Origin of the sequence: Luteimicrobium subarcticum, assembly GCF_002798015.1 — a bacterium.
In the GTDB taxonomy this organism is placed as follows: domain Bacteria; phylum Actinomycetota; class Actinomycetes; order Actinomycetales; family Cellulomonadaceae; genus Luteimicrobium; species Luteimicrobium subarcticum.
Window position 1 is genome coordinate 99,959 of the sequence record NZ_PGTZ01000013.1, and the last position, 24,445, is coordinate 124,403.

The window sequence follows — 24,445 nt, forward strand, 5'->3', positions numbered from 1 at the left end:
TGCCGCGCGAGCGGGCACGTCCCGGGGACTCGGCGGCCGGGGCAGCGCCGTTGGCGCGGGCTGTGGTGCGTGGTGGCACGAAGAGCGGCACACCCTGCGGAGCGCACGGCGGAACCGCGCGTCCTGACGACCCGGTGCTCGCGCACGAGCTCCTGCCCCGCGCGACGTCCCGCAGACGACGAAGGAGCCTGCCCGACCAGGGGGTCGTCCCCGGTCGAGCAGGCTCCTGTCCACCCCATCCGCGCCGAACAGGTGGACAACCACCTGTTCGGCACGGGAGCGGGGGGGGGGGGGGGGGGGGGGGGGGGGGGGGGGGGGGGGGGGTTACTTCTTCGCGGCGAGCGCCACGTCGATCCCGGCGAGCGGCGAGCCGAGGCCCGTCACCGTGTCGTAGCCCGGGCCGGCGGTGCACTCGGCGCCGCACAGGCCGTTCGACCCGGCCGTCACGTCGTTCAGCGCGGAGCCGAGCGAGTAGACCGCCTGGTGGATCGTGTCGCCGTCCTTGCCGGCCGCCGCGAACGGCGCCTTGCCCTCGGCCGTGCGGAGCTGGTCGGCGTCCGCGAGGATGCCCGCCCACATCGGCGACGAGAGGCTCGTGCCGCCGACCTGCGTCCAGTAGCTGCCGCCCTCGGTGGCGAGCGTGACGTAGGTGGCGATGCCGGTCCTGGGGTCGGCGACGAACGAGACGTCCGGGGCACCGCGGAACGGCGACGACACGATGCCGTCCTGGTACGCCGGGCGCTTCTCGAAGTAGCTCAGGCCACCACCCGTCTTGGACCAGGCGGTCTCACCCGTGGTGTTGCCGTCGGCGTCGAGCTTGAGGTTCGTGCCGCCGACCGCGAGGATCGCCGGGTTCGTGCTCGAGTAGCCCGCCGGGTGGGCGTCGTCACCGGTCGACTGGGTGCAGACCGTCGTGACCACGCAGTGGGAGTCGTAGAACGACTCCTCGGAGAACTCCGGCATGCCCCAGCTGTTGTTGATCGCGGCCGGGTGCAGTGCGGCGGCCTTGTCGATCGCCCGGTACAGGGCGGCCGACGAGGCGTCCTCGGCCTCGACGAGCACGATCTTCGCGTGCGGCGCGACCGAGTGGACCGAGTCGAGGTCGAGCGCGGCCTCCTCGTTCCAGCCGTCGTCCTGGGCCGGCTGCTTGCCGTCCGCGTAGACCACGTCGAGGTCGAAGCAGTCGCTCGGGTCGGCGTCTGCGTTGTCGCACGTCAGCGGCAGGTCGAAGTGCGCCGCGTAGTGGTTCAGGTCGCTCTTCGCCGTCGGGTAGTCGTACGCGATCGAGATCGCGACCGTCTGGCCCGTGCCGTCACCCGTCAGGCCCAGACGCTTCTGGATCTGCTGCGGCGTGTAGCCGGTCGTGGCCTCGCCGTCGTCCGCGGAGCTGGACGCCGCGGGGGCCGCCTTCTGGGACAGCACCTGGTGCGGGGTCGACGCCACGCCGACCGGCAGGGCGCCGGACTGCAGGGCGGTGGTCGCCGTGGCGGCCGCGACCGTCGCGGACGACGGGAGCGACGCTGCGGCGTCGGACGACGCCGCGCCGGAGGTGCCGGTCACCTGGAGCGTGGTGACACCGTGCGGGAAGGCGTCCGAGGGGTACGGGTCGGCGCCGTAGCCGCCGACGTTCTGGTTGAGGTTGTACGCCTCGTAGTCCATCGGCAGCGCGAGCAGGTCCGTGGCCTTGTCGGCGTCGAGCGCGAGCGGCGTGACCGTGCCCGCGAAGTACGCGAACGCCGCCGCGTCGCGCTCCAGGAAGTTCCCGTCGTTGTCCGTGATCGGCGCCTTCCAGGCGTAGATGCCGCCCACGCCGCCGACGAACACGGAGCTGCCGTCCTGCGCGGTCGCGAACGTGGCCTGCTGGACGTCGGGCAGGGTGTGCGTCTGCACCACCGACGAGCCGTCGGCGGGGAACGTGCGCATCAGGAACGCGTTGAGCCACATGAGGCCCTGGCTGGGCGACGAGGCGTAGCCGTGGAACGTCGCCGACCCGTTGCCCAGGGTCTCGCTGACGACGGCACCGGTCTTGCCGTTCACGATCATCGCCGTGTTGCCGAAGCTCTGGACGGTGTCACCGCCGAACGTGAAGACCACGCCGTGGCCGTCCGTGCTCGGGATGTCCTTCGACGCGTAGGCGCCGTGCTGCGACTCGACCCAGGCGGCGTTGGCGCTGGCCGTCGGCTGCACCGACCAGACCTGCTTGCCGGTGGTGCTGTCGAGGGCGACGGCGGTCGGTGCGGGGTCGGACGTGCCGGTCCCGTAGCCGCGGACGCCGCCGTACTCGAGGAAGAGCTTGCCGCTGCCGTCCGTGGCGGGCACGGAGTAGGCGACGTTCTTGCCGGCGGCAGAGGCCGGCAGGTAGGTCCACACGGCCTTGCCGGCCGCGTCGTACGCCGACACGCCCTTCGTGCCCGAGACCACGACGTGACCGTCGACGACGGGTGCGTCGTACTCGAACGCGCCGGTCGAGGTCTGCGAGACGAGCGTGCCCTTCTTCGGGTCGATGACTGCGAAGCCCTGAGCCGTCGCGGCGACGACCTCGGTCGAGGTCTTGCCGTTCGAGCCCGCGACGGGTGCGACGTGCACGCCGTGCACCGACGCGGCCACCGGGGTCTCCCAGAGGACCTTGGTGACGTCGTTCTTGAGCGACTTGCCGTCGAGGGCGAAGACGCCGCGGCTCTCGCCACCGGCGATGACGTCGGCGACGCCGTCACCGTTCACGTCGTACGAGTCGGCCGCGTAGAGGTCACCGAGCATCGGCATGGTCTCGGTGACCGCGCCCAGGTAGCCGGTGAGCGACGCGGTCAGGTCGTAGCCGACCGTCAGGGAGCCGCCGAGGTAGGAGGTCACCTGGTCGCCCGCGACCGAGCCCTCGTGCGTCCACGCGGTCTTGCCGGTCCGCGTGGCGAGCGCCACGACCTGCGTGTGCTCCGGGCCCGCAGGGTTGGTGCGGGACTGCGCGACGGCGTCGGAGACCGTCACGAGGACGTGGCCGAGCGGGTCGAGCGAGACGCCCGTGACCGGCGACTCGGTGGCGCCGACCGTGGACCTGGTGGTGTAGGTCCAGGTGGTCTTGCCGTTCTTGTCGACGCCCGCGACGGACGACGCGCCGTCGCTGAGGTCGGCGTTGATGCCGAGCTCGGCCACGACGTACTGCGGCTGGCCGGCGAGCAGACCCAGGGCGGAGGTGTTGACCTCGACGGCCTCCGGGATCGCGCCCTGGTGGGTGGTGACGACCGAGCGCTTGCCGGTCTTCACGTCGATCGTGGTGAGCTGCCAGAACACCGAGTCGAGCGGGTCGTTCTGCTCGGCGACGAGGACGGTGCCGGCCGACGTGCCCTGCTGGACGATGCGGGGGTAGCCCGGCGTCTTGACGTCGACGACGCCCTTGCCGGTCTTCGCGTCGACCACGACGACGTGCCCGGCGGCGGGGCGCGGGGTGCCGAGGCCGAGCGGGGTGTCGGTCCAGCCGACGGTGACCTGGCCGGAGCCGAGGGTCTCGACGTCGGACCAGTCGGCGTTCGGGGCGCCGGTCGAGTAGGTCCAGGCCTGGGTGCCCGTGATGGCGGTGTGGCCGCTGCCCGAGAAGCGGTAGCCGACGAGCGCGCTGCGGCTGTCGCCCTGCGTCGCGACGGGGTTGTTGTACCAGTCGGGTCCGGTGTTCTCGGCGACGACGAGCGTGCCGCCCTGGACGGTCATCGAGCCGACGGTGCCCGGCACGAGCCGGTGCCAGAGCATCGAGCCCGTCTTGCCGTCGAAGACGCTGACGAACGTGCCGCTGTTCAGGTCGGAGCCGGGCGTCGTGAAGGGCGCGTCCGGCGCGACCCCGAGCTGGTAGGCGACCGCGACGTCCGCGGTGCCGTCGCCGTTCAGGTCGGCCTGAGCGAACGGGTGGCGCCCGGTCGCGCTCGGCGTGTACGGGTTGTAGCCCTCGTAGAGCTGCGGCGTGAGGTCCTCGGTGTGGACGTCGTTGATCGACGTGATGTCCCACGCCTTGGTGAGGTCATGGACGCCGTCCTGCCAGACGATGTGGCCCTGCGCGTCGTAGCGTGCGACGGTGCCGGCGCTCGTGATGCCGACCCAGTCGAGGGTCCCGCCGAGGGTCAGGGTCGACATCGCACCGCGGACGGTCTCGACGCTGCCCTTCGAGACGAACCCGTCGACGTCCGCGTCGCTCTTGCTCGTGGCACCGAGCTTCGCGGAGCCCTTGAGGGTCTGCGACTGCTGGGCCGAGGTGCTCGTGGTGTCGTCCGTCAGGTCCTGCGCCTGGGCCACGAGGCCCGGGGTGCCGTCGGCCTGCGGGAGGTAGTGCTGGCTCGCCTTGTCCAGCTGGGACGCGGTGAAGTGGAGGCTGTCGCTCCCACCGTCGTCGGCGCCTGTGGAGGCGCTCACAGCCGGCGCCGTCACCATCGCGGTGACGGCGGCGGCCGTCACGGCGAGTGTGGCGGAGCGCAGGCTCCGGGTGCGGGTTCTCATGGATTCCCTCTCATGGTCATACCAGGGTCGGAATCACTGTGGCAGCGCTCACACGGAAACCTGTAGCCCGCAGGCGTTCCTCTTCCGGTCACTGGCCGGTACCGGCCGGTAACCTGGAGCCGCCGGGGGAGGCGTCGACAGGGCGGGAGGCCCCGGATGCTCGAAGGTGTCGGACTCGGCGAGGTCGAGGAACGGGTCTACCGCTCGCTGCTCAAGGGGCCCAGCCCGACCGAGCGCGAGCTCGCGGACCAGCTCGAGGCGTCGGTCGTGGTCGCCCGCCGTGCCGCTCAGCAGCTCGTGACGCTCGGCCTGGCCACGCAGCAGCCCGGCAGCCCGGTGCGGTACGCGCCCGTCGACCCGCAGCTCGCCCTCACCGCGCTCGTCCGCGCCCGGCAGGCCGAGCTCGAGCGCACGACGTCCGCCGTGTCCCTGTACGCGGCCGAGTTCCACGAACGGCTGCTCCGGACCGAGCCGTCACGGCTCGTCGAGCTCGTCGAGGGGCCGACCGCGATCACCGAGCGCCTGTCCCACCTCATCCTCGGTGCCGAGCACGAGGTGCTCGCGTTCAACGCGCCGCCGTACGTCGTCGCGGGGCCGGGCGACCAGATGTCCGAGGAGCAGACCGTGCTGGGCCGCGGGGTCAGCGTCCGGGCCGTGTACGCGTCGGAGGTCCTCGCGGTCGAGGGGTTCGCCGGCGTGATCCGGCAGGACGTGGCCCGCGGGGAGCGCGCCCGCGTGGTGCCGGACGTCCCGCTCAAGATGGTCGTCGTCGACTCGCGGGTCGCGATCATCCCGCTCACCGACCGTGCGGAGAGTGCCCGCACGACGGCCGTCGTGGTGCACCGTTCGCGGCTCTGCGACGCGCTCGTCGAGCTCTTCGAGGCGACGTGGGAGCGCGGCGCGCCCCTCTTCGCGTCCGCGGAGGGCACCGCCCCCGAGGACGGCCTCGAGCCGGTCGACCGGGAGATCCTCGAGCTGCTCGGCGCCGGGCTCAAGGACGAGTCCGTCGGACGGCAGCTCGGGCTGTCGGAGCGGACGGTGAGGCGCCGGATCGCGGAGCTCGTGACGCGCCTGGGGGCGACCAGCCGGTTCCAGGCGGGGGCCCAGGCCGCGCGCCGCGGCTGGGTCTGACGGCCGCGTCCCGTCAGGAGCCGGGGTCGCAGGAGCCGTCGCACGCGGCGGGCACGGCGGCGTCGACGATGGTGCGGGCCGCCGTGGCGAGCGCCGTGAGCTGGTCGGCGTCGAGCGCGTCCACGACGAGCCGCCGGGCCTCGCGGACGTGGCCCGGGGCCGTCGCCCGGAGCTTGTCGTCGCCGGCTGCCGTGAGTCGCGCGCTCGTCCTGCGCCCGGCCTCGTGGCAGGTGACGCGCTCGACCCAGCCGGCGCGCTCGAGACGCGAGACCGCGTGCGACAGCCGTGACGGTGATCCCTGTGCGAGGACGGCCAGGTCGCTCATCGGCACCACGCCGTGGTCGGAGGCCGCGAGGGCGACGAGCACGTGGTACTCGAACGTGTTCATGCCCGCGTCGCGCTTGAGCTGGGCGTCGAGGGCGGCGGGCAGCGTCATGACGAGCGCGACGAGCGCACGCCAGTGCTCCTGCTGCTCGCCGGTGAGCCACGGCACCTGCCGCGCGTCGGCCGTCCCGGTCGTCCCCATGGGGTCGAGGATAGCTCATTTGAATGTTCAACTCCGAGCGTCTACGGTGCGAGTTGAACATTCAAGTCGTGCCCGGGAGCCGGGCCCGGCACTCGATCACCGGGAGACACCATGACCGTCCTGCGCGTCGACGCCAGCATCCAGGGACCGGCCTCGGCCAGCAGCGCCCTCGCCGACCTCGTCACCGCCGAGCTCGCCGCCGGCCGTCCTGACGAGACGATCGTCCGCCGCCACCTCGGCGACCAGCCCCTTCCGTCCGACGCATGGGCCGCGGCAGCGTTCGCCGGGTTCGTCCCCGAGGAGCAGCGCACCGACGCCCAGCGCGACGCGCTCGCCCTCGCGACCGAGCTCGCCGAGGAGCTCCGCACGGCCGACGCCGTCATCCTCGCCCTCCCGCTCTACAACTGGGGCGTCTCCCAGCACGCCAAGACGTGGATCGACCTCGTCATCGCAGGAGGTGGCGCCGGCACGCCCCTGCTCGAGGGCAAGCCCGTCGTGCTCATCACGACCCGCGGCGGCTCGTACGCGCCCGGCACCCCCAAGGAGGGCTGGGACCACTCGATCGGCTACCTGCGCCGCATCGTCGGCGACGTCTGGAAGGCCGACCTGACCGTCATCGAGCGCGAGTTCACGCTCGTCGGCGTCAACCCGGCGCTCGACGCGTTCACCGAGCCCGCCGCGCTCCTGAAGAAGGAGGCCGAGGAGGCCGCCGTCGCCGCCGGCCGGGCGCTCGCCACCCGCTGACCGCCGTCGTCGGGCTGCGCGATGTTCGTCGCCCGTTCACCCCGGCGACAGCGGGTGGACGGGCGACGCCGCGACCATCGGGCACCATGCACACTCCTGCCCACCGGGCACTGGCGACGCTCGCGCTCGCCGCGACCGCCGGCGCCCTGACGGTCGCGCTCCCCGCGGCGGCCCAGGCCGCGACGACCCCCGCCTCGACCACCGCTCCGGCCACGTCGTCGATCCGCATCACCGAGTGGATGTACAAGCCGGGCGTCACGGCCGGCGAGTTCGTCGAGCTCACCAACGTGGGCGCCACCCCGGTGGACCTCGCCGGCTGGTCGTACGCGGCCAGCGGCGGCGGGGCGGGCCAGGTCCCGCTCGCATCGCTCGGGACCGTCGCCTCCGGTCGGTCCGTCCTCCTCACCGAGACGACGGCGGACACGTTCCGCACGCAGTGGGGGCTCGCGGCCGACGTCCCCGTGCTCGGTGGCATCACCCACAACATCGGCCGAGCCGACGACGTCGAGGTCTACGACGCGACCGGCACGCTCGTCGACCGCCTCGCCTACGACGACCAGGGCACGGGGACGCTCAAGGGTCCGCGCACCCAGGCCGTGTCGGGCGAGCCGAAGACGGCCGCCGCGCTCGGCGCCGACGACGCGAGCCAGTGGCAGCTCGCCGCGGTCGGGGACGGCGACCACGCCTGGGCCGCGACGGTCGGCGCGGCATCGGACGTCGGTTCGCCCGGCACCAGCCGCTTCGGCGACGCGCGTGACCCGCGCGCGTCCGGCGGCACCGGCGGGGGAACCGGCGGCACGACGCTCGCATGCGAGCCCGAGGCGCCGTCCGGCACGGGGACGCTCCCCGCGACGGCGCTCGCGCCGACCTCCTGGCCGGGCAGCGCGGACGTCGCCCTCGCCGACGCGCAGTGCGCGTGGAAGACCACGACCGGTCCGGAGGGGCGCGACGTCAGCGGGCTGGCGTTCGACCCGTCCGACCCGTCCGTGCTCTACGCGGTGAAGAACAAGAGCTGGGTGTTCCGGCTCGTGCAGCACGACGGCCTCTGGGTGCCCGACACGTCGGACGGCTGGGGCGCGGGCAAGGAGATCTTCTTCCCGGGCAGCAGCGACCCGGCGACGAACCAGCCCGACACCGAGGGCCTGACGGTCGGCGGCGACGGCGCGCTCTACGTCACGACGGAGCGCAACAACGCGGCAAACACGGTCCCGCTGAACTCGGTCCTGCGGTTCGACCCGACACAGGCGGGCAGCACGCTCGTCGCGACGGACCAGTGGAACCTGACGTCCGAGTTCCCCGAGCTGCACGCCGGCAACAAGACCGAGGCGAACCTCGGGTTCGAGGGCGTCGCGTTCGTCCCCGACAGCTACCTCACCGCGAACGGGTTCGTCGACGCCTCGACCGGGCGCACGTACCACCCCGCCGACTACCCGGGCCACGGCACGGGCCTGTACTTCGCGGGCCTCGAGAACGACGGCAAGCTCTACGCCTACGCGCTCGGCGCCGGGGGCTCGTACCACCGCGTCGCCGTCGTCGACACGGGCATGGGCCACGTCATGGACGTCCAGTTCGACGCGGGCACGCAGCGCATCTGGGCCCTGTGCGACAACACGTGCGGCGTCACGTCGACCGTCCTGAAGGTGGGTGCGACGGGCGCGATCGTCCCCGACGTCGCCTACGCGAAGCCCGCCGGGCTGCCCGTCGACAACCTCGAGGGCTTCGCGCTCGCGCCCACGTCGACCTGCACCGACGGGACCCGTGCGGTGCTGTGGTCCGACGACGGCATCTACGGCACCGGGCCCGGCTCGGCCGGGGAAGGCCACGCCCTGTACAGCGGACGGATCCGCTGCGACCTCGGACTCGGCGACCAGGGCGTGCCCCGGCCCGCCGCGTGGGTCGCCACGAAGGTCTACGTCGCGGGCGATCGGGTCTCGTCCGGCGGCGCGGTGTTCGAAGCGCTGTGGTGGACGTCGGGCGAGCAGCCCGGCCGGCCGTACGGCGCCTGGGCTGAGATCGCCACCGCGTCCGACGGCACCGCCGCGTGGACGCCGTCGCGCGTGTTCACCGGTGGCGACGTCGTCGTCTACCAGGGCCGGAGGTACACGGCCCAGTGGTGGACGCGGAACCAGGTGCCCGGCACGCTCTACGGGCCTTGGGTCCTCGCCGGCTGACGGTCCCCGCCGCACGGTGCGGCCGGGTTTGCACCTGCAAACCCGGCCGCTGGTGCGTCCCGCGTGCGAGAACACCGGGCGGCCTCGCCACGTCGCGGTACCAATCTCACCCTTCCATTCACGGGGCTCGTCACCGACTATGAGGGCTGCGGGCCGCACGGTCGTGCAACGGCTGATGACGGCGGGAGCGATGGCATGAAGTGCGGAGCGGGGATCAAACCGGAGAAGGCTCAGGCGGTGCTGGCGGAGACTCCCGGCCTGCTCGAGGGCGAGGAAGTGGTGTTCTTCGCGAAGGGATCCGCGCGAGGCGGCGACCGGGTCGTCCTGACGAACGCTCGGCTCCTGAGCGTCGCGGGTCTGACCAAGGAGATGGTCTTCAGGGCCCCCTGGTCCGACGTCGGCCACATCGTCGTCGACGAACGCCTCAGGACGCTGACCGTTGAGGTCTCGGCGGTTGGTCCGACCCGGTTCATCGTGATGTCGCGGGACGATCTCGCAGCCCTGAGCGGGCTCGTCGCAGCGCTTCGGGACGACTTCGTGGTCGATACGCCGGTGGCGGTGGCTGCCATGACGTTCGCGCGCGAGCACGGCGTCGTGACGTCGAAGGAGTACCGCAAGCAGGAACGGTCCGCCGCACAAGAAGCTCGCGACGCGGCACGGCGCGAAGCCCGCGCGCAGGCCGCCGTCGAAAAGGCCCGAGCCCTCGCGGCACAGGCCGCGGCGGGCGAGGCGGCCGCCCCGGCGCTCTCCGCGGCCGACCGGGCCGTCGAGCAGATGCGAGCGAACGCGCGCCGCGCGAGGGAGTACGAGGCGCGTCGTGAGCAGGAGGCAGCTGACCGCGCGGCACGACTCGAAGAGCTCTCCGCGAATCGGACGGCCCGCAGCGACACCAACGCCCAGGCGCGGCTCTCGGGCCCGCTGACCAGAGAGGAGCGCCGCGCCCACGCTGACGCCGAACGCGAAGCAGCCCGCGAGGAGCGCAAGCTCAGCAAGGCCCAACGCTCCTACGAACGCGACCAGCGACGCGCCGCTGCAGACAGGGAGCGCGACGCCAAGGAGGCCAAGGACCGTGCAGCCTACGGGCGTGAGATGACGACCCAGAACGTCGGCACGAAGACCGTGAAGGTCTACGCGAAGGGCTACGTGAAGGTCGGAGGGCTGTTCGGCACCGGGTCCAGCCCGTACGAGCGGCTGCTGTCGATCGAGTCTTCGGCAGACGTCCAGAAGAAGAGCGCTGCCGGCCGTGCTGCGGGAGCGGTGCTGACGGGCGGCCTCAACACGCTGTACTCGAACACCCGAGGTGACCTCTACGTCACGATCGTCACGGGGACGAAGACCCACTCCGTCCGCGTCGACTCCCCGACCCCCTCGAGCATCCGAGCTGCGAACACGCTCGCCGCAGTCGCCCGCGCGGTCCTCGCGGACCTCGAGGCCCAGCCGGAACGGCCTCAGCCCCTGCCCGCACCCCCCCGCAACACGACGCCGCCCCGCAACCCGCCGACCGGTGCTGTCGCGCAGCCACCGACGGCAGCCCCAGGGACACCCTCCGCCGCCGACCGACTCCGCGAGATCCAGAGGCTCCACGCCGAGGGGCTGATCGACGACGGCGAGCTGGCAAGGCTCCGCCAGAACGTGCTCGCGGACCTCTAGGGCGTCCACGCCCGCGCGAACGCACCCATGCGCTCGAGCACGTCGTCGCTCGTCGGTGCGTCCGGGTCGCCGTCCGCCGCAGCCAGACCCAGCACGTACCCCGCGACGAACGTCGTCACCGGCGCCGCAGGTCGGACGACGTTGTGCGCCGCGTCGCCCGCCAGGTCGAGCACGCCGTCGACGTCCACGGACTCCGGGTCGATGCCGACCTCCGACGCGAGCGCGCGGACCCAGTCGTCGAGCTCCTTCATGGTGTTCTCCTCGGTTGCTGTGATGGGTGTGGGGGCGGGGGCGAGGCGGCGTCGCGCGGCCTACCATCCGGCCACTCGTCCCTCGGGGCCTCTCGCCAGGCCCGGCCACGGCCGCGCGACACCGCCTCGCCCCCGCCCTCCGCGTCCGATGCCGCGAACCGGGCGACGTCCGCCCAGGTGTCGACGTCCGCGCTGAGGCCGTCCGGGTCGGGGACCTCGGCGCAGGCCAGGGGCGCGACGAGCGCGCGGACCGACGCGCCGTGCAGCCCGTCGGTGCGGGACGCCGCGAGCGCCGCCAGCGCGTCGTCGAGCGCCGGACGCGCGTAGACGCCCACGAGCCACTGCGCGCGCCCGTCGCGGACGAGGAACGCGCCGTCGTCCGTCCGCGCGGCCGCGGCGAGTAGCAGCGGCACGGCACCCGCAGCCCGCGGGACGTCGCACGCGAGCACCAGGACACGGTCGGCCGACGCCCGACGATCGTCACCGCGGGCGCGCGTCTGCTCGGCGTCCAGCGCTGCCAGGCCCGCGGCGATCCCGGCGGCCGGGCCGCCGAACGGCGGGTCCTCGCGGGTCAGGACGGCGCGGTCGCCGACGTCGTCCGCCAGGTCGTCCGGCCCGACGACGACGACCCGAACCGCTCCGGACGCCGCACGCAGCGCGTGCTCGAGCAGGGTTCCGCCGGCGACGTCGACGCCGGGCTTCGAGGTCCCGAGCCGCTCGGCGCGGCCCCCGGCGAGGATCACGGCGTCGTAGACCGGGTCCGGCGGGAGGGGTCGGTCGGCCCGAGCGGCGCCCGTCGTCCGGGTGCCCGCCGCACCCGTCGTCACACCGGTCTCGGTCGGCGCGGCGCTCACGCGACCTGCACCCGGGAACCAGCGCACCGGCACCGCGTCACCGGGGGCGACGGTGTCCACGTCCGGGCCGACGAGCGCGATCCCGTCCGCTGCGGCGAGCGACGACAGCTGGTGCCCGTCGCCGGCTCGTGCGGCCCGGCCGTCGGGCAGGGCGCGGACGGGCACTACCTGGACTCGTCCGGGCGGCGACGACCAGCCGTCCGTGACGCGGACGGTCTCGGGCACCTCGGCGGAGACGGTCTCTGCGGAGACGACGGACAGCCCGCGCAGCCGGTCGATCATCGGGCGGGCGAACAGCTCGAACGACGCGGACGCCCCTGTCGGGTTGCCCGGTGCGGCGACCCAGGGCACACCGCGCCAGCGGGCGAGGCCCTGCGGCTTCCCGGGCGCCATGCCGACGGTCACGACCTGCGCGTCGGTCACGCGCGGCGAACCGGCAGAGCCGTCGAGCAGGTCACGCACGACGTCGTGCGCCCCGACGCTCACCCCGCCCGTCGTGACGATGAGGTCGGCGCCCGCGGCCACGGCGTCGTCGAGCGCCGCCGCGAGCGCCGCCGGGGTGTCGCCGACGCCCCCGCGACGCCATGACCGGGCGCCCGCCTCCCGGGCCGCTCCCGCGAGCAGGACGGAGTTCGCGTCGGGGATCCGTCCGGCGGCGAGGGGCTCTCCTGCGGGGACGAGCTCGTCGCCTGTCGACAGCACCGCGACCAGGGGGGTGCGGTGGACGGGCAGCGTCCCGTGCCCGACGGCGGCGGCGAGCGCCGCGAGCCGGGAGGTCACGACGTCACCGGCGTGCGCGACCACGGTCCCTGCCGTGACGTCCTCGCCGGCCCGACGCACGTGGGGACGGTCGCCGGGTCCGGGGGCGGGGACGTCGACGGCCGCGGACGCCGCTCCCACGACGGCGTCCGGCGTCCCGGGCTGCGCCGGTCGTTCCGCCCACCCGCGCGTGCGTTCGACGGGCACGACCACGTCGGCGCCCGCGGGCAGCGGTGCACCGGTCATGACGCGGACCGCCTCGCCCGGCCCGACCGTCCCGCCGTACGACGACCCGGCCGGCACGTCTCCGACGACCCGCAGCGTCACCCACCCGTCGAGGCGCACGTTGTCGACGTCATCGCGCGCAGACGAGGTGCGGAACGTGCGCCTCGGCGGGGGCGGGGGCGGGGCGTCGGGCTCGGCGACGGAGGGGGCTGCGGGGCGGGCGAGGGCGTACCCGTCCATCGCGACGGTGTCGAACGGCGGTACGGCGAACCGCGCGGCGACGTCCGCCGCGAGGACGGCCCCGACGGCCTCGTCGAGGGGCACGTCGTCCACGGGCAGCGGCCGGACGAGCGCGAGCGCGCGGACGAGGTGCTCGTCGACGGTCCGGGACGGGCGGGTCATGTGCTCACCGTAGGACCGCGGAGCGGCTCCGGCCGTCGGTGCCCGGTCGCAGCCGACGGCGCGGCGGAACTCTCACACGTGCCCCCGGCGACCTGTGCGCAAACCCTTACGGACGGGAAACTGCGGCCGCGCGGCAGCGAAACACGCGCTTCCTAGCGTCGTGCCTCACCAGCCGTCCCGCGCCGTCCCGGCGCCCGCCGCACGAGGAGCACGCGCATGTCCCTCCCCACGAACGGCCTCACCGAGACCGCACCGCCCGGCACGACCGCCGCGCCCGGCACCACGTCACCACCCGGAACGGTCGCCACGCCGGACGCGGCCGCCCCCGCGTCCGCACCGGGACGCCGCCGCCTGGGCGGCCGCTGGATCGAGCACTGGGACCCCGAGGACCCGACGTTCTGGCACGACGGTGGCCGACGCGTCGCGCGCCGCAACCTGTGGGTCTCGATGTTCGCGGAGTTCCTCGGGTTCTCCGTGTGGGCGCTGTGGTCGATCGTCGTGCCGCAGCTCGGCGCGGCGGGGTTCACGTTCACGGTGGACCAGCAGTTCTGGCTCGTGTCGATCCCGAGCCTGGTCGGCGCGACGCTCCGCATCCCGTACACGTTCGCGGTCACGGCGTTCGGTGGCCGCAACTGGACGATCGTGTCCGCCCTCCTGCTCCTCCTCCCGACGACGGCGCTCGCGATCGCGGTGCAGGACCCGAGCACGTCGTTCGGCGTCATGCTGGGCGTCGCGGCGCTCGCGGGCTTCGGCGGCGGGAACTTCGCGTCGTCCATGGCGAACATCTCGTTCTTCTACCCGGAGAAGGAGAAGGGTCGCGCCCTCGGCCTCAACGCAGCGGGCGGGAACCTCGGGACGGCGGCCGTCCAGCTCGCCGTACCGCTCGTCATCGCGGTGGGCGCGGGCGTCCACCTGGGGCGCGCGGGACTCATGATGATCCCGTTCGTGGTCCTCGCGGCGTTCCTCGCCTGGCGGTTCATGGACAACCTCGCGACCGCCCACGCGGACGGAAAGGGCTTCGCGCTCGCGGCCCGGTCGAAGCACACGTGGATCGTCTCGTTCCTCTACATCGGCACGTTCGGGTCGTTCATCGGCTACTCGGGCGCGTTCCCCACGCTGCTCAAGACGCAGTTCCCCGAGGTGACGGTCCAGCTCGCGTTCCTGGGTGCGCTCGTCGGATCGGTGGCCCGACCGTTCGGCGGCACGATCGCGGACAAGCTCGGCGGCACGCGGGTCACCATCGCGGCGTACCTCGTCATGGCGGTCGGCGCCCTGGGCGCGATCGCAGCGCTCCGCAGCGACAGCTTCGGGCTGTTCTTCGGGTCGTTCATGGTGCTGTTCGTCGCGTCGGGCGTGGGCAACGGGTCGATCTACCGCATGATCCCCGCGATCTTCCGGTCGGCAGCGACGTCGGGCGGCCACACGGACGACGCGCCCGGCGACGCGCCGGACACCCGGGCGCGCCTCCTCGACCGGGCCCGGAAGGCCGCCGCCGGGTGCATCGGCATCGCCGGTGCGGTCGGTGCGTTCGGCGGCTTCCTCATCCCGCGCGGCTTCGCGGCGTCGAAGAACCACGCCGGCAGCCTCGTCCCGGCCCTGTGGGTGTTCATCGCGGTCTACGTCGTGATGAGCGTCGTCACCTGGGCCGTGTACGCGCGGGGTTCCCGCCGCACCGGCGACACGATCTGAGCGGCTCGTGACCGCTCCCACGACTGCCGCGCCGAGGTTTTCTGAGGCCCTCGGCGCGGCACCCACCCCGGAGGCCGCGTCGGCGGTGCGCACGCACTGCCCGTACTGCGCGCTGCAGTGCGCGATGACGCTGACGCCCGTCGTGCCCCCGGTCGCCGGCGGCCCCGGGCGCAGCCCGGCCGGGTCCGGCGCGCCGCCGGTGACCGTCGCCCCGCGCGCGTTCCCGACGAACCGCGGCGGCCTGTGCCAGAAGGGCTGGACGAGCGCGACGCTGCTGTCCGTCCCGGACCGGCTGCTGGTCCCGCAGGTCCGGGGCGCCGACGGCGCGCTGCACGACGCGACCTGGGACGCGGCCCTCGACCTGATCGCGTCGCGCGTGACCACGCTCCAGGCCGAGCACGGCCGCGGGGCGGTCGCGGTGTTCGGCGGCGGCGGCCTCACCAACGAGAAGGCGTACGCGCTCGGCAAGTTCGCCCGGACCGTCCTGCGCACGCCGGACATCGACTACAACGGACGGTTCTGCATGGCGTCGGCGGCGGCCGCGTCGAACCGGTCGCTCGGCCTGGACCGGGGGCTGCCGTTCCCGCTCGCGGACCTGTCGGGCACCACGCACGACGGCCTCGCCCCCGGCGCGCAGGCCGTCCTGCTGCTCGGGTCGAACCTCGCGGAGACGATGCCGCCGTCGGTGCAGCACCTCGAGCCGGCGCGTGCGGCCGGCGGGCTCGTCGTCGTCGACCCGCGCCGCAGCGCGACCGCGCGCCTCACCGACGACGGGAAGGGTGTCCACCTGCAGCCGGTGCCGGGGACGGACCTGGTGGTGCTCCTGGCGCTGCTGCACGTCGTGATCACGGAGGGTCTGGTCGACGCCGAGTACGTCGCCGCCCGGACGACGGGGTTCGACGACGTGCGGCGGTCCGTCGCGGCCTGGTGGCCCGAGCGCGCGGAGACGGTCTGCGGGGTCCCGGCCGACGAGCTGCGCCGGGTCGCCCGCCTGCTCGCGGACGCGTCCCCGGCGCGCGGCGGCCGCGGCGCGTACGTGCTGACGGGCCGCGGCGTCGAGCAGTCGACGCAGGGCACCGCGACCGTGACGGCGGCGATCGACCTCGCGCTGTGCCTCGGCCTGGTCGGACGCGTCGGCTCCGGGTACGGCGCCGTGACCGGGCAGGGCAACGGGCAGGGCGGGCGCGAGCACGGGCAGAAGGCCGACCAGCTCCCCGGGTACCGGAAGATCGACGACCCGGCCGCGCGGGCGCACGTCGCCGCGGTGTGGGGCGTCGACCCCGACAGCATCCCCGGCCCGGGGAGGCCGGCCGTCGAGCTGCTCCGGTCGCTCGGCACGCCCGACGGCCCGCGTGCGCTGCTCGTGCACGGGTCGAACCTCGTCGTCTCCGCCCCGGATGCCGACCGTGTGGTCGAGCGGCTCCGGTCGCTCGACCTGCTGGTGGTGTGCGACCTCGTGCCCTCGGAGACGGCGCTGCTCGCGGACGTCGTGCTGCCCGTCACCCAGTGGGCGGAGGAGGAGGGTACGACGACGTCCCTCGAGGGGCGCGTGCTGCGGAGGCGCCGAGCCGTCGACGCGCCCGGCGAGGCGCGGTCCGAGCTGTGGCTCCTCGCGGAGCTCGCGCGGCGGCTCGGGTCCGACGTCGCCTTCCCGACCGACCCCGCGGTCGTCTTCGACGAGCTCGCGCGGGCGTCCGCGGGCGGCGTCGCCGACTACTCCGGGCTGTCGCACGCCCTGCTCGACGCCGCCGACCCGGCGGAGCAGGCCGACCCGGTCGACGCGTCCGACCCGGCCGGGCACGGAGCGGCAGGGCTGCACTGGCCCGTGCCCGATGCCCACGGACCCGTCACCGGGACCCCGCGAGCGTTCCTCGACACGTTCCCCACCCCCGACGGTCGGGCACGCCTCATCGCCGTGGACCACGTCGGACCGTCCGACGACCTGCGCCCCGACGCGCCGGTCTACCTGGTGACGGGACGCGTGCTGCAGCACTACCAGTCGGGCGCGCAGACCCACCGCGTCCCCGAGCTGGAGCGCATCGTCCCGGAGCCGTTCGTCGAGCTGCACCCCGTGCTGGGCGACCGGGTGGGCGTCGCGGACGGCGAGACGGTCGAGCTCGAGTCGGCGCGCGGCACCCTGCGTGCCCGCGCCCGGTGGACCGACCGGATCCGCCCGGACACGGTGTTCGTCCCGTTCCACTGGGCGGGGGAGGGCTCGGTGAACCGGCTCACGACGGACGCGACCGACCCTGTCTCGAAGATGCCTGAGTTCAAGGTGTGCGCCGTCGCCGTCCGCGCGGTGCCCGCCGCCGCGGAGGGGTCCCGATGACGCACGGGCAGCGCGGTCAGGAGCGGCGCGGCGGACGCCGGGTCGTCGTCGTCGGGAACGGCATGGTCGGCTCACGGTTCGCCGCGGACCTGCTCGCGCACGCTGGCCAGGTGCCCGTCGAGGTCGTCGTGCTGGGCGACGAGGAGTACGCCCCCTACAACCGGGTGCTGCTCAGCGAGGTCGTCGCCGGGAAGGTCGACGTGACCGGGCTCGACCTGCCCGAGCCCGACGACCCCCGGGTGCGGACGCACCGCGGCGCGCCCGTCGTCGCGATCGACCGGGCGGCGCGCTGCGTCCTGACGGGCGGGACGCGCCCGGGGGCCGTCGCCTACGACGTCCTGGTCCTCGCGACCGGCGCCGCCGCGCGGGTGCCCGACCTGCCGGGCCTCGAGCCGCCCGTGCGGCGCCCGGGCGCGACCCGGCACGCCGCGGAGGGCCCCGTGCTCCCGGCGGGGGTCCACGGCCTGCGGACGCTGGACGACGCGCGCGAGATCGTCGCGGCCACGGCCAACGCGCGCCACGCGGTCGTCGTCGGGGCGGGGGTGCTCGGGCTCGAGGTCGCGACCGGGCTGGCGCGTCGGGGCGTCGGGGTGACGGTCCTGCACGGCGGCCGCACCCTCATGGACCGTCAGCTCGCCGCGGACGCCGGCCACGCCGTCGCGCGCACGCTCGCCGCGCAGGGTGTCGACGTCCGCACGGGCGCCAGGACGCGGCGAGTCGTCGTCGTCGACGGGCGCGTGCGGGGGGTCGAGGTGGAGGTGGCCGGCGAGGACGAGCTCGAGCCCGTCGCAGCCGACCTGCTGGTCCTCACCGCCGGCACGGTCGCGCGCACGGAGATCGCGTGCGCCGCGGGGCTCACGGTGGACCGCGGCGTCGTGGTCGGGGACGACCTCGCCTCGCCCGACGACCCGGACGTGTACGCGATCGGCGACTGCGCGCAGCCGCCCGAGGGCGGGTCGGGGCTGATCGCGCAGGGCTGGGACCAGTCGCGCCGGCTCGCCGCCACCCTGGCCGCACGGTTCGCGGGGTCGTCGGGCGCCGGGTCGTCGGGAGGCGGGCCGTCGAGGGGCGCCGACGCGGCGGCGGGCTCCCTGACGGGCTCCGCGGGGGCGACCTCTGGGGCGACCTCGGGGGCGACCTCGGTGGGAGAGGGTCAGCGGCCCGTGCTCGGGACGGACGTCGTCCGCGTCAAGGCGACGGGCCTGCAGGTCGTCGCGATGGGGGTGTGCGGGGCGCGGCGCGCCCCCGACCCGGCGCAGCGCGTCGTGTCGCTCAGCGACCCGGACGGCGGCCGGTACGTCGAGGTGGTCGTCGAGGACGGCGCGCTCGTCGGCGCGACGTGCGTCGGGTCGCCCGACGTGGGCGCGGACCTCGCGACGCTCTACACGCGCCGCACCCCGCTGCCGGCCGACCCCGCCCAGCTCCTGCTGCGGCCGGTCGCGCCCGCCGCGGTCGCGGTCACGAGCCCGACGCACATGCCGTCGCGGGCGACCGTGTGCCACTGCAACGGCGTCACCAAGGGCGACGTCGTGGCCTGCTGGAAGGACGGCGCGCGCACGGTCGAGGACGTCGCCCGGGCGACCCGTGCCACGACCGGTTGCGGCGGGTGCAAGGACGTCGTGTGCGGGCTCGTCGACTGGCTGCGTGCGGACGACGCCCGTCCCGCCGAGCCGGACCAGGCACCCACCGCCGCGTCGCCCGTCCCCACGGTCTGAGCCCGGCGTCGGCCGCGACGTCTCCGCAGGTCGGCGACGTCTTTGCGCCGCGGTGTATCCGAGGCGCCGTCGCGCCCCTCCCGATCCAGTACGCGCGTCCCGGTCCTGGGACGTCCCGCGCACGGCCGGACGCCCGGCCTCCCCGATCGAGAGGAACCACGGCCATGTCGGTCGCCACCACCCACCCGTCCGCGGCGCTGCTGCGCTCCCTGCTCGCCGGGACCACCGCCGACGTCCACCTGCCCGGCGAGCCCGGGTACGCCGTCGCGGCGATGCCCTGGAACGTCGCGGTGACGCAGCGGCCGGCCGCGGTCGTCGAGCCGCGCACGACCGCGGACGTCGCCGAGACGGTCGTCGCGGCCCGCCGTGCCGGGCTGCGCGTCGCCCCGCAGAGCACCGGCCACAACGCCGGTCCGCTCGCGAGGCAGGGGCTCGACGACGTCGTGCTGCTGCGCACCGGGCACCTGGACCACGTCGAGATCGACCCCGAGCGCCGGGTGGCGCGGGTCGGCGGCGGAGCGCTGTGGGCTCCGGTCGTGGAGGCCGCGGCGGCACACGGTCTCGCGGTGCTGCACGGCTCGTCGCCGGACGTCGCGGTCGCCGGGTACACGCTCGGCGGCGGCATGTTCCTGTACGCGCGCAAGCACGGGCTCGCGGCGAGCCACCTGGTGTCGGCCGAGGTCGTCCTCGCGGACGGGTCGGTCGTGCGGGCGTCCGCGGACGAGCACCCCGAGCTGTTCTGGGCGCTGCGCGGCGGCGGCGGCAACTTCGGCGTCGTGACCGAGCTCGAGATCGGTCTCCTCGACCTGCCCGACGTGTACGCGGGGATGCTGCTGTTCGACGCGACGGTCCCCGGGCTGGCGGACCGCGTGGTCCGGACCTGGGCGGCGTGGGCCGCGGACGCGCCCGACGAGGTCACCACGTCGCTGCGGCTGCTGAACCTCCCGCCGCTGCCCGAACTGCCGCCGTTCCTGCGCGGGCGCAGCCTCGTCGCGATCGACGGTGCGGTGCTGGGCACCGACGGCGGCCCCGGGACGGACGAGGACGCGGAGCGGATCCTTGCGCCCCTCCGGGCGCTCGGCGCCGAGATGGACACGTTCGCGCGGGTGCCGGCGGCATCGGTCGTCCGCCTGCACATGGACCCCGAGGGCCCGACGCCCGGGCTCGGGCGGTCTGCCGTGCTCGGGGAGCTGCCGGACGACGCAATCGACGCGTTCCTCGCGTCCGTCGGGCCCGGCTCGGCGTTGCTCGCCGCCGAGCTGCGCCAGCTCGGCGGCGCCCTGTCCCGGCCGCACCCGGCGGGCGGCGCGGTGTCGTCCGTCGAGGGCGCGTTCCTGCTGTTCGGCGTGGGGATCCCGGCATCGCCCGAGATCGCTGCGGCGGTCGAGGCGAGCGCGGTCGGTCTCGTCCGTGCCATGGAGCCGTGGACGACGGGCGGGCACTACCTCAACTTCGCCGAGCAGGTCGTCGAGACCCGGACCGGCCACCGTGCCGAGGCGTGGGAGCAGCTCAAGGGGCTGCGCTCCGCGTTCGACCCGGACGACGTGCTCGTCGCGAACCACCGCGTCCCGCGGCTGTTCGAGGACGGCCGCGTCACGGACTGAGTCTCACGGACTGACTCTCGCCCCGCCTCGCCGAGGGTGACGCCCGCCTCGGCGGAGGCTCTGGTGACCCTCGGTGGACGTGGCTGGGCGGAGCGTCAGCGGGGGAGGGCGGCGGCGACCTGGTCGCGGTGCTCCCGGTGCAGGCTGCGGACGCGGGCCATGCCGACGATCCCGGCGCCCGTGCCGCTCGACACGCGCTCGACGCGGACGACCGAGCCGGGCCCGTCCGGGGCGGCGAACACGGTCACGCGGAGCCGGAGGTGCTGGCGGCTCTTGCCGGCCATGGCGCCGAACAGCAGCGTCATCGCGGCGGAGCCGCGCTCACACGTCGCGGTGAACTCCGACTCGGGGGTGATGGTGAACCCCGCCGACGCGAGCGTGCCGTAGGCGATCTCGCGGGCCTCGGCGGCGGGCGCGGTGGTGCGGAGGTCGTCCTCGTGCAGGGTGAGGGTGGTGACGCTCATCGGTGTCCTCTCGTCGGTGAGCAGGGTGCTGGAGCGCGGTGAGGCTACCAGTGCCTCCGCCGAGGGCGACCGCCCCGTCCGCCCAGGGCGACCGAACTGTCCGCTGAGGGCGACCGACCTTCCCGCCGAGGGCGACGAAATCGACCCGAGAAGGGTCGTGCTCGGTGGAGTTCGTCGCCCTCGGCGGGCGGGGCGTCACCGTCGACGTGCGTCGCCGTCGCCCAGGGCGAACGCGACGGCCGCGGCGACGTGGGACGTCGTGGAGTCGACGAGCGGCAGGGGGGACGCGTCCTCGTCGAGGAGGAGGTCGAGCTCGGTGCAGCCGAGCACGACGCCCTCGGCGCCCGCGTCGGCGAGCCGGCGCACCACTGCGACGAGCGCGTCGCGGGACTCGTCCCGCACGATTCCCTGCGTCAGCTCGTCGAACACGATGCGGTCGACGTCCGCGGCGTCGTCGGCCCAGCCCGTCGCCGGGCGCACGACCTCGATGCCGTGCCGGGCGAGGCGGTCCGCGTAGAAGTCCTCGGTCATGACCCAGCGGCTGCCGAGGATCCCGAGCTTCTGGATCCCGCGCGCGCCGGCAGCGGCCGCGACCGCGTCGGCGATGTGCAGGAGAGGGACGTCGAGCGCCGCCTCGACCGCGGGCGCGACCTTGTGCATGAGGTTGGTCGCGATCATGACGACGTCAGCGCCCCCGTCCTGGAGGCTGCGCGCGTGCCCGGCGAGCAGCGCGCCCGCCCCGGCCCAGTCGCCGTCGACCTGCTGCGCCCGGATGTCGTCGAAGTCGACCGACGCGAGCAAGATCCGTGCGGAGTGGTGCCCGCCGAGACGCTCGGCGACGGCCGTGTTGAGCAGGCGGTAGTACTCGGCCGTCGAGTGCCAGCTCATGCCGCCGAGGATGCCGAGGGTGAGCGGGGTGCGAGGGGCCGCCTGGGTCGGCAGGGTTGGCAGAGTCGTCGCGGTCATCTCTCCAGCGTCGCGCGCACCGACCCATCACGGAATCCCCGTGTTACTCATCGGAGCCATAAGTCATGCTTGGGGTATGGAGACGTCACCGGCACCGAACCCGACCGCCAATCAGGCCCCCGCCGCGCCGACGCTCGACCCGCGCCGCCTGCTCATCCTGCGGACCGTCGCGCAGGAGGGGTCGATCTCCGCGGGCGCCCGGGCCCTCGGCTGGACGCAACCCGCCGTGAGTCAGCACCTCCAGGCGCTCGAGCGCAGCGCCCGCACCCCGCTCGTGCTGCGGCACGCGGGGGGTGTGACGCTCACCGAGGCCGGCCGGGCCGCCGTCGCGCACGCCGACGCCGTCGCCGCCCACCTCGACGCCGCCGCGCGCGAGATCTCCGAGCTCGCGGCGCTCGCGGGCGGGACCGTGCGGCTCGCCGCGTTCCCGTCGGCGCTCGCGGCCCTCGTCCCGTCGGTGCTCGCCCGGCTGGCCGCACGGACCGGTGTCGACGTCCGCCTCGTCGAGGCCGAGCCGCCCGAGGCGGTCGAGCTTGTCCGGTCCGGGGACGTCGATGTCGCCCTCACCTTCGGCTACGCGGACCCGGACGAGACCGACCGGGCCTCCGGGCGGCCCGCCACACCGTCCGCGGACCTCCCGCCCGACCTGCGCGAGGTCGCCCTGGGGCTCGATCCCGTCGACGTCGTCCTACCGGCGGGCCACCCCGCCGCCGACGCCCCCGCCCTGACGCTCGCCGACCTCGCCGAGGACGACTGGGTCGCCGGGTGCGTCAGGTGCCGCGAGCACCTCGTCGCGAGCGCGGCGGCGGCCGGGTTCGCACCGCGGATCCGGCACGAGACGGACGACTACGTCGTCGTGCAGGCCATCGTCGCGCAGGGTCTCGCGGTCTCCGTGCTGCCGCGCACCGCGCTCGGTGCGTACCGGCATCCGGGCGTCGTGACGCGCGCGGTCCCCGGGCTCGACGGGCGCAGCCTGCACGCCCTGCACCGTCCGGGCGCGGAGCGTGTGCCCGCGGTCGCCGCGCTGCTGGCTGCGCTGCCGCCTGGCACGGCGAGCGACGGCTGAGCCGGCGTCAGGCCATGATGAAAGGGACCCGGCGGTCGCGAAGGATCTCGGCCACGGTCGCCACGAAGTCGGCGCTCAGATGGTCGCGCGAGGCGTCGGAATGCTCCCACAGCAGCGACCGCGGCGTGGATCCTCCGGCGGGGGCCACAAGGCAGTCCTCGAGTGCGTCGAGGTTCGACCCGAAGTATCCGCCGGGACCGTTCACGGCCTCCCCGATCTCGCAGAAGAAGCTGTCCTCGCCGACGACGCGTCGACCGTCGAGAACGCCGCCGACCGGCTCATCCTGAGCTGCGCGAGGATCCTCTTCTTCGGCCCATGCGCTCTGGACCACGTGAAGCCAGCTCGAGTGCGCCTCGACCGGATATCCCAGCCATTCGCCGCGGCGGCGCGGGCGCTCCCCGGCCCATTGCCGCCAGACGGCGTCCGCGTACGGAAAAGGGAGACTGTATCCGCGAAAGTCCAGCGTGCACTGAGCGGGGCCCTCCGACGATGCTGGGGCAGGCGGTCGAACAACCCGCACGCTCCCGATGCCGTACGACCCGATGACCCGGCCGTGCTGGTCGAGCACGTGAAGCTCGGCGTCGCGCAGAGAGTGACTGACGTCGGGATTCGCGTCGACGAGACCGTCGAAGACGACATGTGCCGTGGATGTCTGCCCTGGCCACACAAAGAATCCTGACATCGTGCGCGCTGTGAGGCAGGCCCTGTCAACGCCATCTGCGACGAGTCGGTACAGGGGTCGAGGCTCGGGATCAGGTGACATTGCCCAACTCCAGTCGTGGGTGAACGTGGCGTTCAAGCGGTCGCCCATCCCGAATCCGGGAAGTGCGGGGCAGAAAACTTTCTGATCGTGTCGTAGTGATCGATCGTCCAGCCCGTCACTGTACGACCCCCACCGAGGTCCTTCGCGAGAATCCGCGTCGTAGTTCCCTTCGCTCCAGCGACGTCGTACTCAACGGCGCCGGCCCAGAAGCGCTCGTGCGGGCGTCTGCCCTGAAAGACTTTCGGCTTGCCGGTCGCCGGATCGATTCTCGGGACGCCGTTGCCAGCTCGGATGTCGTCGTAGGCGCTGGCGATCTTGTGCGACATCCCCCGTGGAAGGTCGTCGGAGAGTCGTCCGACGTGGGTGCCCATGTTGTGGACGAGGACTGCCGTGGTGCCGGCGAGGACGTAGTAGGTGTGGTGCGTGTGTACGTGGATGTTGTAGACGGGCACGCCGCCGTCAGGGTCGGTCTCTCCTGCACTGGCGCGGTCGGCTCGTTCGATGTCGATGGCATCGAGACGAACGGTCGCCGTGGGCGTCGTGGGGTCCGCGGCGGTGACGAGCAGGTCGCCCGCGCGGAGGTCGCGTGCCGCGATCCAGCCGAGGCCGGCGACCATGAAGGGGTGCTCGTCGGTGGTCGTGACCCGTTGACCGTTGATG

Annotated in this window: 17 protein-coding genes; 9 read left to right on the forward strand and 8 right to left on the reverse strand. The window is 74.2% G+C overall.

Features of this window, described 5'->3' with window-relative positions; genetic code table 11:
- Positions 1-324 precede the first annotated feature (324 nt).
- Entirely contained in the window at positions 325-4,476 is a 4,152-nt protein-coding gene (locus CLV34_RS16500) for a hypothetical protein (protein ID WP_157803883.1), read from the reverse strand.
- Positions 4,477-4,632: 156 nt separating this feature from the next.
- Here CLV34_RS16500 and CLV34_RS15580 point away from each other — a divergent pair, with 156 nt between their 5' ends.
- Positions 4,633-5,607: a helix-turn-helix transcriptional regulator gene (locus CLV34_RS15580; protein ID WP_100351230.1), complete on the forward strand. Its 975-nt coding sequence runs from the start codon at positions 4,633-4,635 to the stop codon at positions 5,605-5,607.
- A gap of 13 nt (positions 5,608-5,620) precedes the next feature.
- On the opposite strand, the gene CLV34_RS15585 is transcribed toward CLV34_RS15580, so the two are convergent.
- Entirely contained in the window at positions 5,621-6,133 is a 513-nt protein-coding gene (locus CLV34_RS15585) for a MarR family winged helix-turn-helix transcriptional regulator (RefSeq protein WP_100351231.1), read from the reverse strand.
- Positions 6,134-6,244: 111 nt separating this feature from the next.
- Between CLV34_RS15585 and CLV34_RS15590 the strand changes: the two genes are divergently transcribed.
- From CLV34_RS15590 to CLV34_RS15600, 3 genes are all read left to right on the forward strand, one after another.
- Positions 6,245-6,877, forward strand: coding sequence for an FMN-dependent NADH-azoreductase (locus CLV34_RS15590; protein ID WP_100351232.1), 633 nt, complete (start codon positions 6,245-6,247; stop codon positions 6,875-6,877).
- 86 nt (positions 6,878-6,963) lie between these two features.
- Complete coding sequence (locus tag CLV34_RS15595; protein ID WP_100351233.1) at positions 6,964-9,048, forward strand: carbohydrate-binding protein; 2,085 nt, start codon at positions 6,964-6,966, stop codon at positions 9,046-9,048.
- 195 nt (positions 9,049-9,243) lie between these two features.
- Entirely contained in the window at positions 9,244-10,698 is a 1,455-nt protein-coding gene (locus tag CLV34_RS15600; protein WP_100351234.1) for a hypothetical protein, read from the forward strand.
- Here CLV34_RS15600 and CLV34_RS15605 read toward each other — a convergent pair.
- Both CLV34_RS15605 and CLV34_RS17135 read right to left on the reverse strand, forming a co-directional pair.
- Positions 10,695-10,949, reverse strand: coding sequence for a DUF6457 domain-containing protein (locus tag CLV34_RS15605; protein WP_100351235.1), 255 nt, complete (start codon positions 10,947-10,949; stop codon positions 10,695-10,697). The genes CLV34_RS15600 and CLV34_RS15605 overlap by 4 nt on opposite strands.
- Positions 10,946-13,189 carry a molybdopterin-binding protein gene (locus CLV34_RS17135; protein ID WP_100351236.1) on the reverse strand — a complete coding sequence of 748 codons (2,244 nt, stop codon included), beginning with the start codon at positions 13,187-13,189 and terminating at the stop codon, positions 10,946-10,948. Before CLV34_RS17135 ends, CLV34_RS15605 begins: the two co-directional genes overlap by 4 nt.
- Before the next feature lie 216 nt (positions 13,190-13,405).
- Here CLV34_RS17135 and CLV34_RS15615 point away from each other — a divergent pair, with 216 nt between their 5' ends.
- From CLV34_RS15615 to CLV34_RS15630, 4 genes are all read left to right on the forward strand, one after another.
- A complete protein-coding gene (locus CLV34_RS15615) occupies positions 13,406-14,878 on the forward strand; it encodes an MFS transporter (RefSeq protein WP_100351237.1) in 1,473 nt (490 codons plus the stop codon).
- 124 nt (positions 14,879-15,002) lie between these two features.
- Positions 15,003-17,207 (forward strand): molybdopterin oxidoreductase family protein, encoded by a 2,205-nt coding sequence (locus tag CLV34_RS15620; RefSeq protein ID WP_100351254.1) that lies wholly within the window; start codon positions 15,003-15,005, stop codon positions 17,205-17,207.
- Positions 17,204-18,922 (forward strand): FAD-dependent oxidoreductase, encoded by a 1,719-nt coding sequence (locus CLV34_RS15625; RefSeq protein WP_100351255.1) that lies wholly within the window; start codon positions 17,204-17,206, stop codon positions 18,920-18,922. The genes CLV34_RS15620 and CLV34_RS15625 overlap by 4 nt, the downstream gene beginning before the upstream one ends.
- A 164-nt stretch (positions 18,923-19,086) precedes the next feature.
- Entirely contained in the window at positions 19,087-20,526 is a 1,440-nt protein-coding gene (locus CLV34_RS15630; RefSeq protein WP_100351238.1) for an FAD-binding oxidoreductase, read from the forward strand.
- 95 nt (positions 20,527-20,621) lie between these two features.
- Here the strand turns inward: CLV34_RS15630 and CLV34_RS15635 are convergent, their stop codons facing one another.
- Positions 20,622-20,990 (reverse strand): hypothetical protein, encoded by a 369-nt coding sequence (locus CLV34_RS15635; protein ID WP_100351239.1) that lies wholly within the window; start codon positions 20,988-20,990, stop codon positions 20,622-20,624.
- A 195-nt stretch (positions 20,991-21,185) separates the two neighbouring features.
- Positions 21,186-21,956 carry an aspartate/glutamate racemase family protein gene (locus tag CLV34_RS15640; RefSeq protein ID WP_100351240.1) on the reverse strand — a complete coding sequence of 257 codons (771 nt, stop codon included), beginning with the start codon at positions 21,954-21,956 and terminating at the stop codon, positions 21,186-21,188.
- A gap of 76 nt (positions 21,957-22,032) precedes the next feature.
- On the opposite strand from CLV34_RS15640, the gene CLV34_RS15645 reads away from it, so the two are divergent.
- A complete protein-coding gene (locus tag CLV34_RS15645; RefSeq protein ID WP_100351241.1) occupies positions 22,033-23,022 on the forward strand; it encodes a LysR family transcriptional regulator in 990 nt (329 codons plus the stop codon).
- 7 nt (positions 23,023-23,029) lie between these two features.
- Here the strand turns inward: CLV34_RS15645 and CLV34_RS15650 are convergent, their stop codons facing one another.
- Together CLV34_RS15650 and CLV34_RS15655 are read right to left on the reverse strand one after the other, a co-directional pair.
- Positions 23,030-23,689, reverse strand: coding sequence for a barstar family protein (locus CLV34_RS15650; RefSeq protein WP_157803885.1), 660 nt, complete (start codon positions 23,687-23,689; stop codon positions 23,030-23,032).
- Positions 23,690-23,817: 128 nt separating this feature from the next.
- Positions 23,818-24,444, reverse strand: coding sequence for a Hint domain-containing protein (locus CLV34_RS15655; protein WP_281255211.1), 627 nt, complete (start codon positions 24,442-24,444; stop codon positions 23,818-23,820).
- Between the last annotated feature and the right edge of the window lies 1 nt (position 24,445).

Bases quoted from the DNA above. Each gene is read 5' to 3' on its own strand.
- CLV34_RS15615 (WP_100351237.1), top strand. From the start codon at position 13,406: ATGTCCCTCCCCACGAACGGCCTCACCGAGACCGCACCGCCCGGCACG.
- CLV34_RS15645 (WP_100351241.1), top strand. From the start codon at position 22,033: ATGGAGACGTCACCGGCACCGAACCCGACCGCCAATCAGGCCCCCGCC.
- CLV34_RS15625 (WP_100351255.1), top strand. From the start codon at position 17,204: ATGACGCACGGGCAGCGCGGTCAGGAGCGGCGCGGCGGACGCCGGGTC.
- CLV34_RS15630 (WP_100351238.1), top strand. From the start codon at position 19,087: ATGTCGGTCGCCACCACCCACCCGTCCGCGGCGCTGCTGCGCTCCCTG.
- CLV34_RS15635 (WP_100351239.1), bottom strand. From the start codon at position 20,990: ATGAGCGTCACCACCCTCACCCTGCACGAGGACGACCTCCGCACCACC.
- CLV34_RS15620 (WP_100351254.1), top strand. From the start codon at position 15,003: ATGACGCTGACGCCCGTCGTGCCCCCGGTCGCCGGCGGCCCCGGGCGC.
- CLV34_RS15585 (WP_100351231.1), bottom strand. From the start codon at position 6,133: ATGGGGACGACCGGGACGGCCGACGCGCGGCAGGTGCCGTGGCTCACC.
- CLV34_RS17135 (WP_100351236.1), bottom strand. From the start codon at position 13,189: ATGACCCGCCCGTCCCGGACCGTCGACGAGCACCTCGTCCGCGCGCTC.
- CLV34_RS15605 (WP_100351235.1), bottom strand. From the start codon at position 10,949: ATGAAGGAGCTCGACGACTGGGTCCGCGCGCTCGCGTCGGAGGTCGGC.
- CLV34_RS15590 (WP_100351232.1), top strand. From the start codon at position 6,245: ATGACCGTCCTGCGCGTCGACGCCAGCATCCAGGGACCGGCCTCGGCC.
- CLV34_RS16500 (WP_157803883.1), bottom strand. From the start codon at position 4,476: ATGAGAACCCGCACCCGGAGCCTGCGCTCCGCCACACTCGCCGTGACG.
- CLV34_RS15600 (WP_100351234.1), top strand. From the start codon at position 9,244: ATGAAGTGCGGAGCGGGGATCAAACCGGAGAAGGCTCAGGCGGTGCTG.
- CLV34_RS15640 (WP_100351240.1), bottom strand. From the start codon at position 21,956: ATGACCGCGACGACTCTGCCAACCCTGCCGACCCAGGCGGCCCCTCGC.
- CLV34_RS15580 (WP_100351230.1), top strand. From the start codon at position 4,633: ATGCTCGAAGGTGTCGGACTCGGCGAGGTCGAGGAACGGGTCTACCGC.
- CLV34_RS15595 (WP_100351233.1), top strand. From the start codon at position 6,964: ATGCACACTCCTGCCCACCGGGCACTGGCGACGCTCGCGCTCGCCGCG.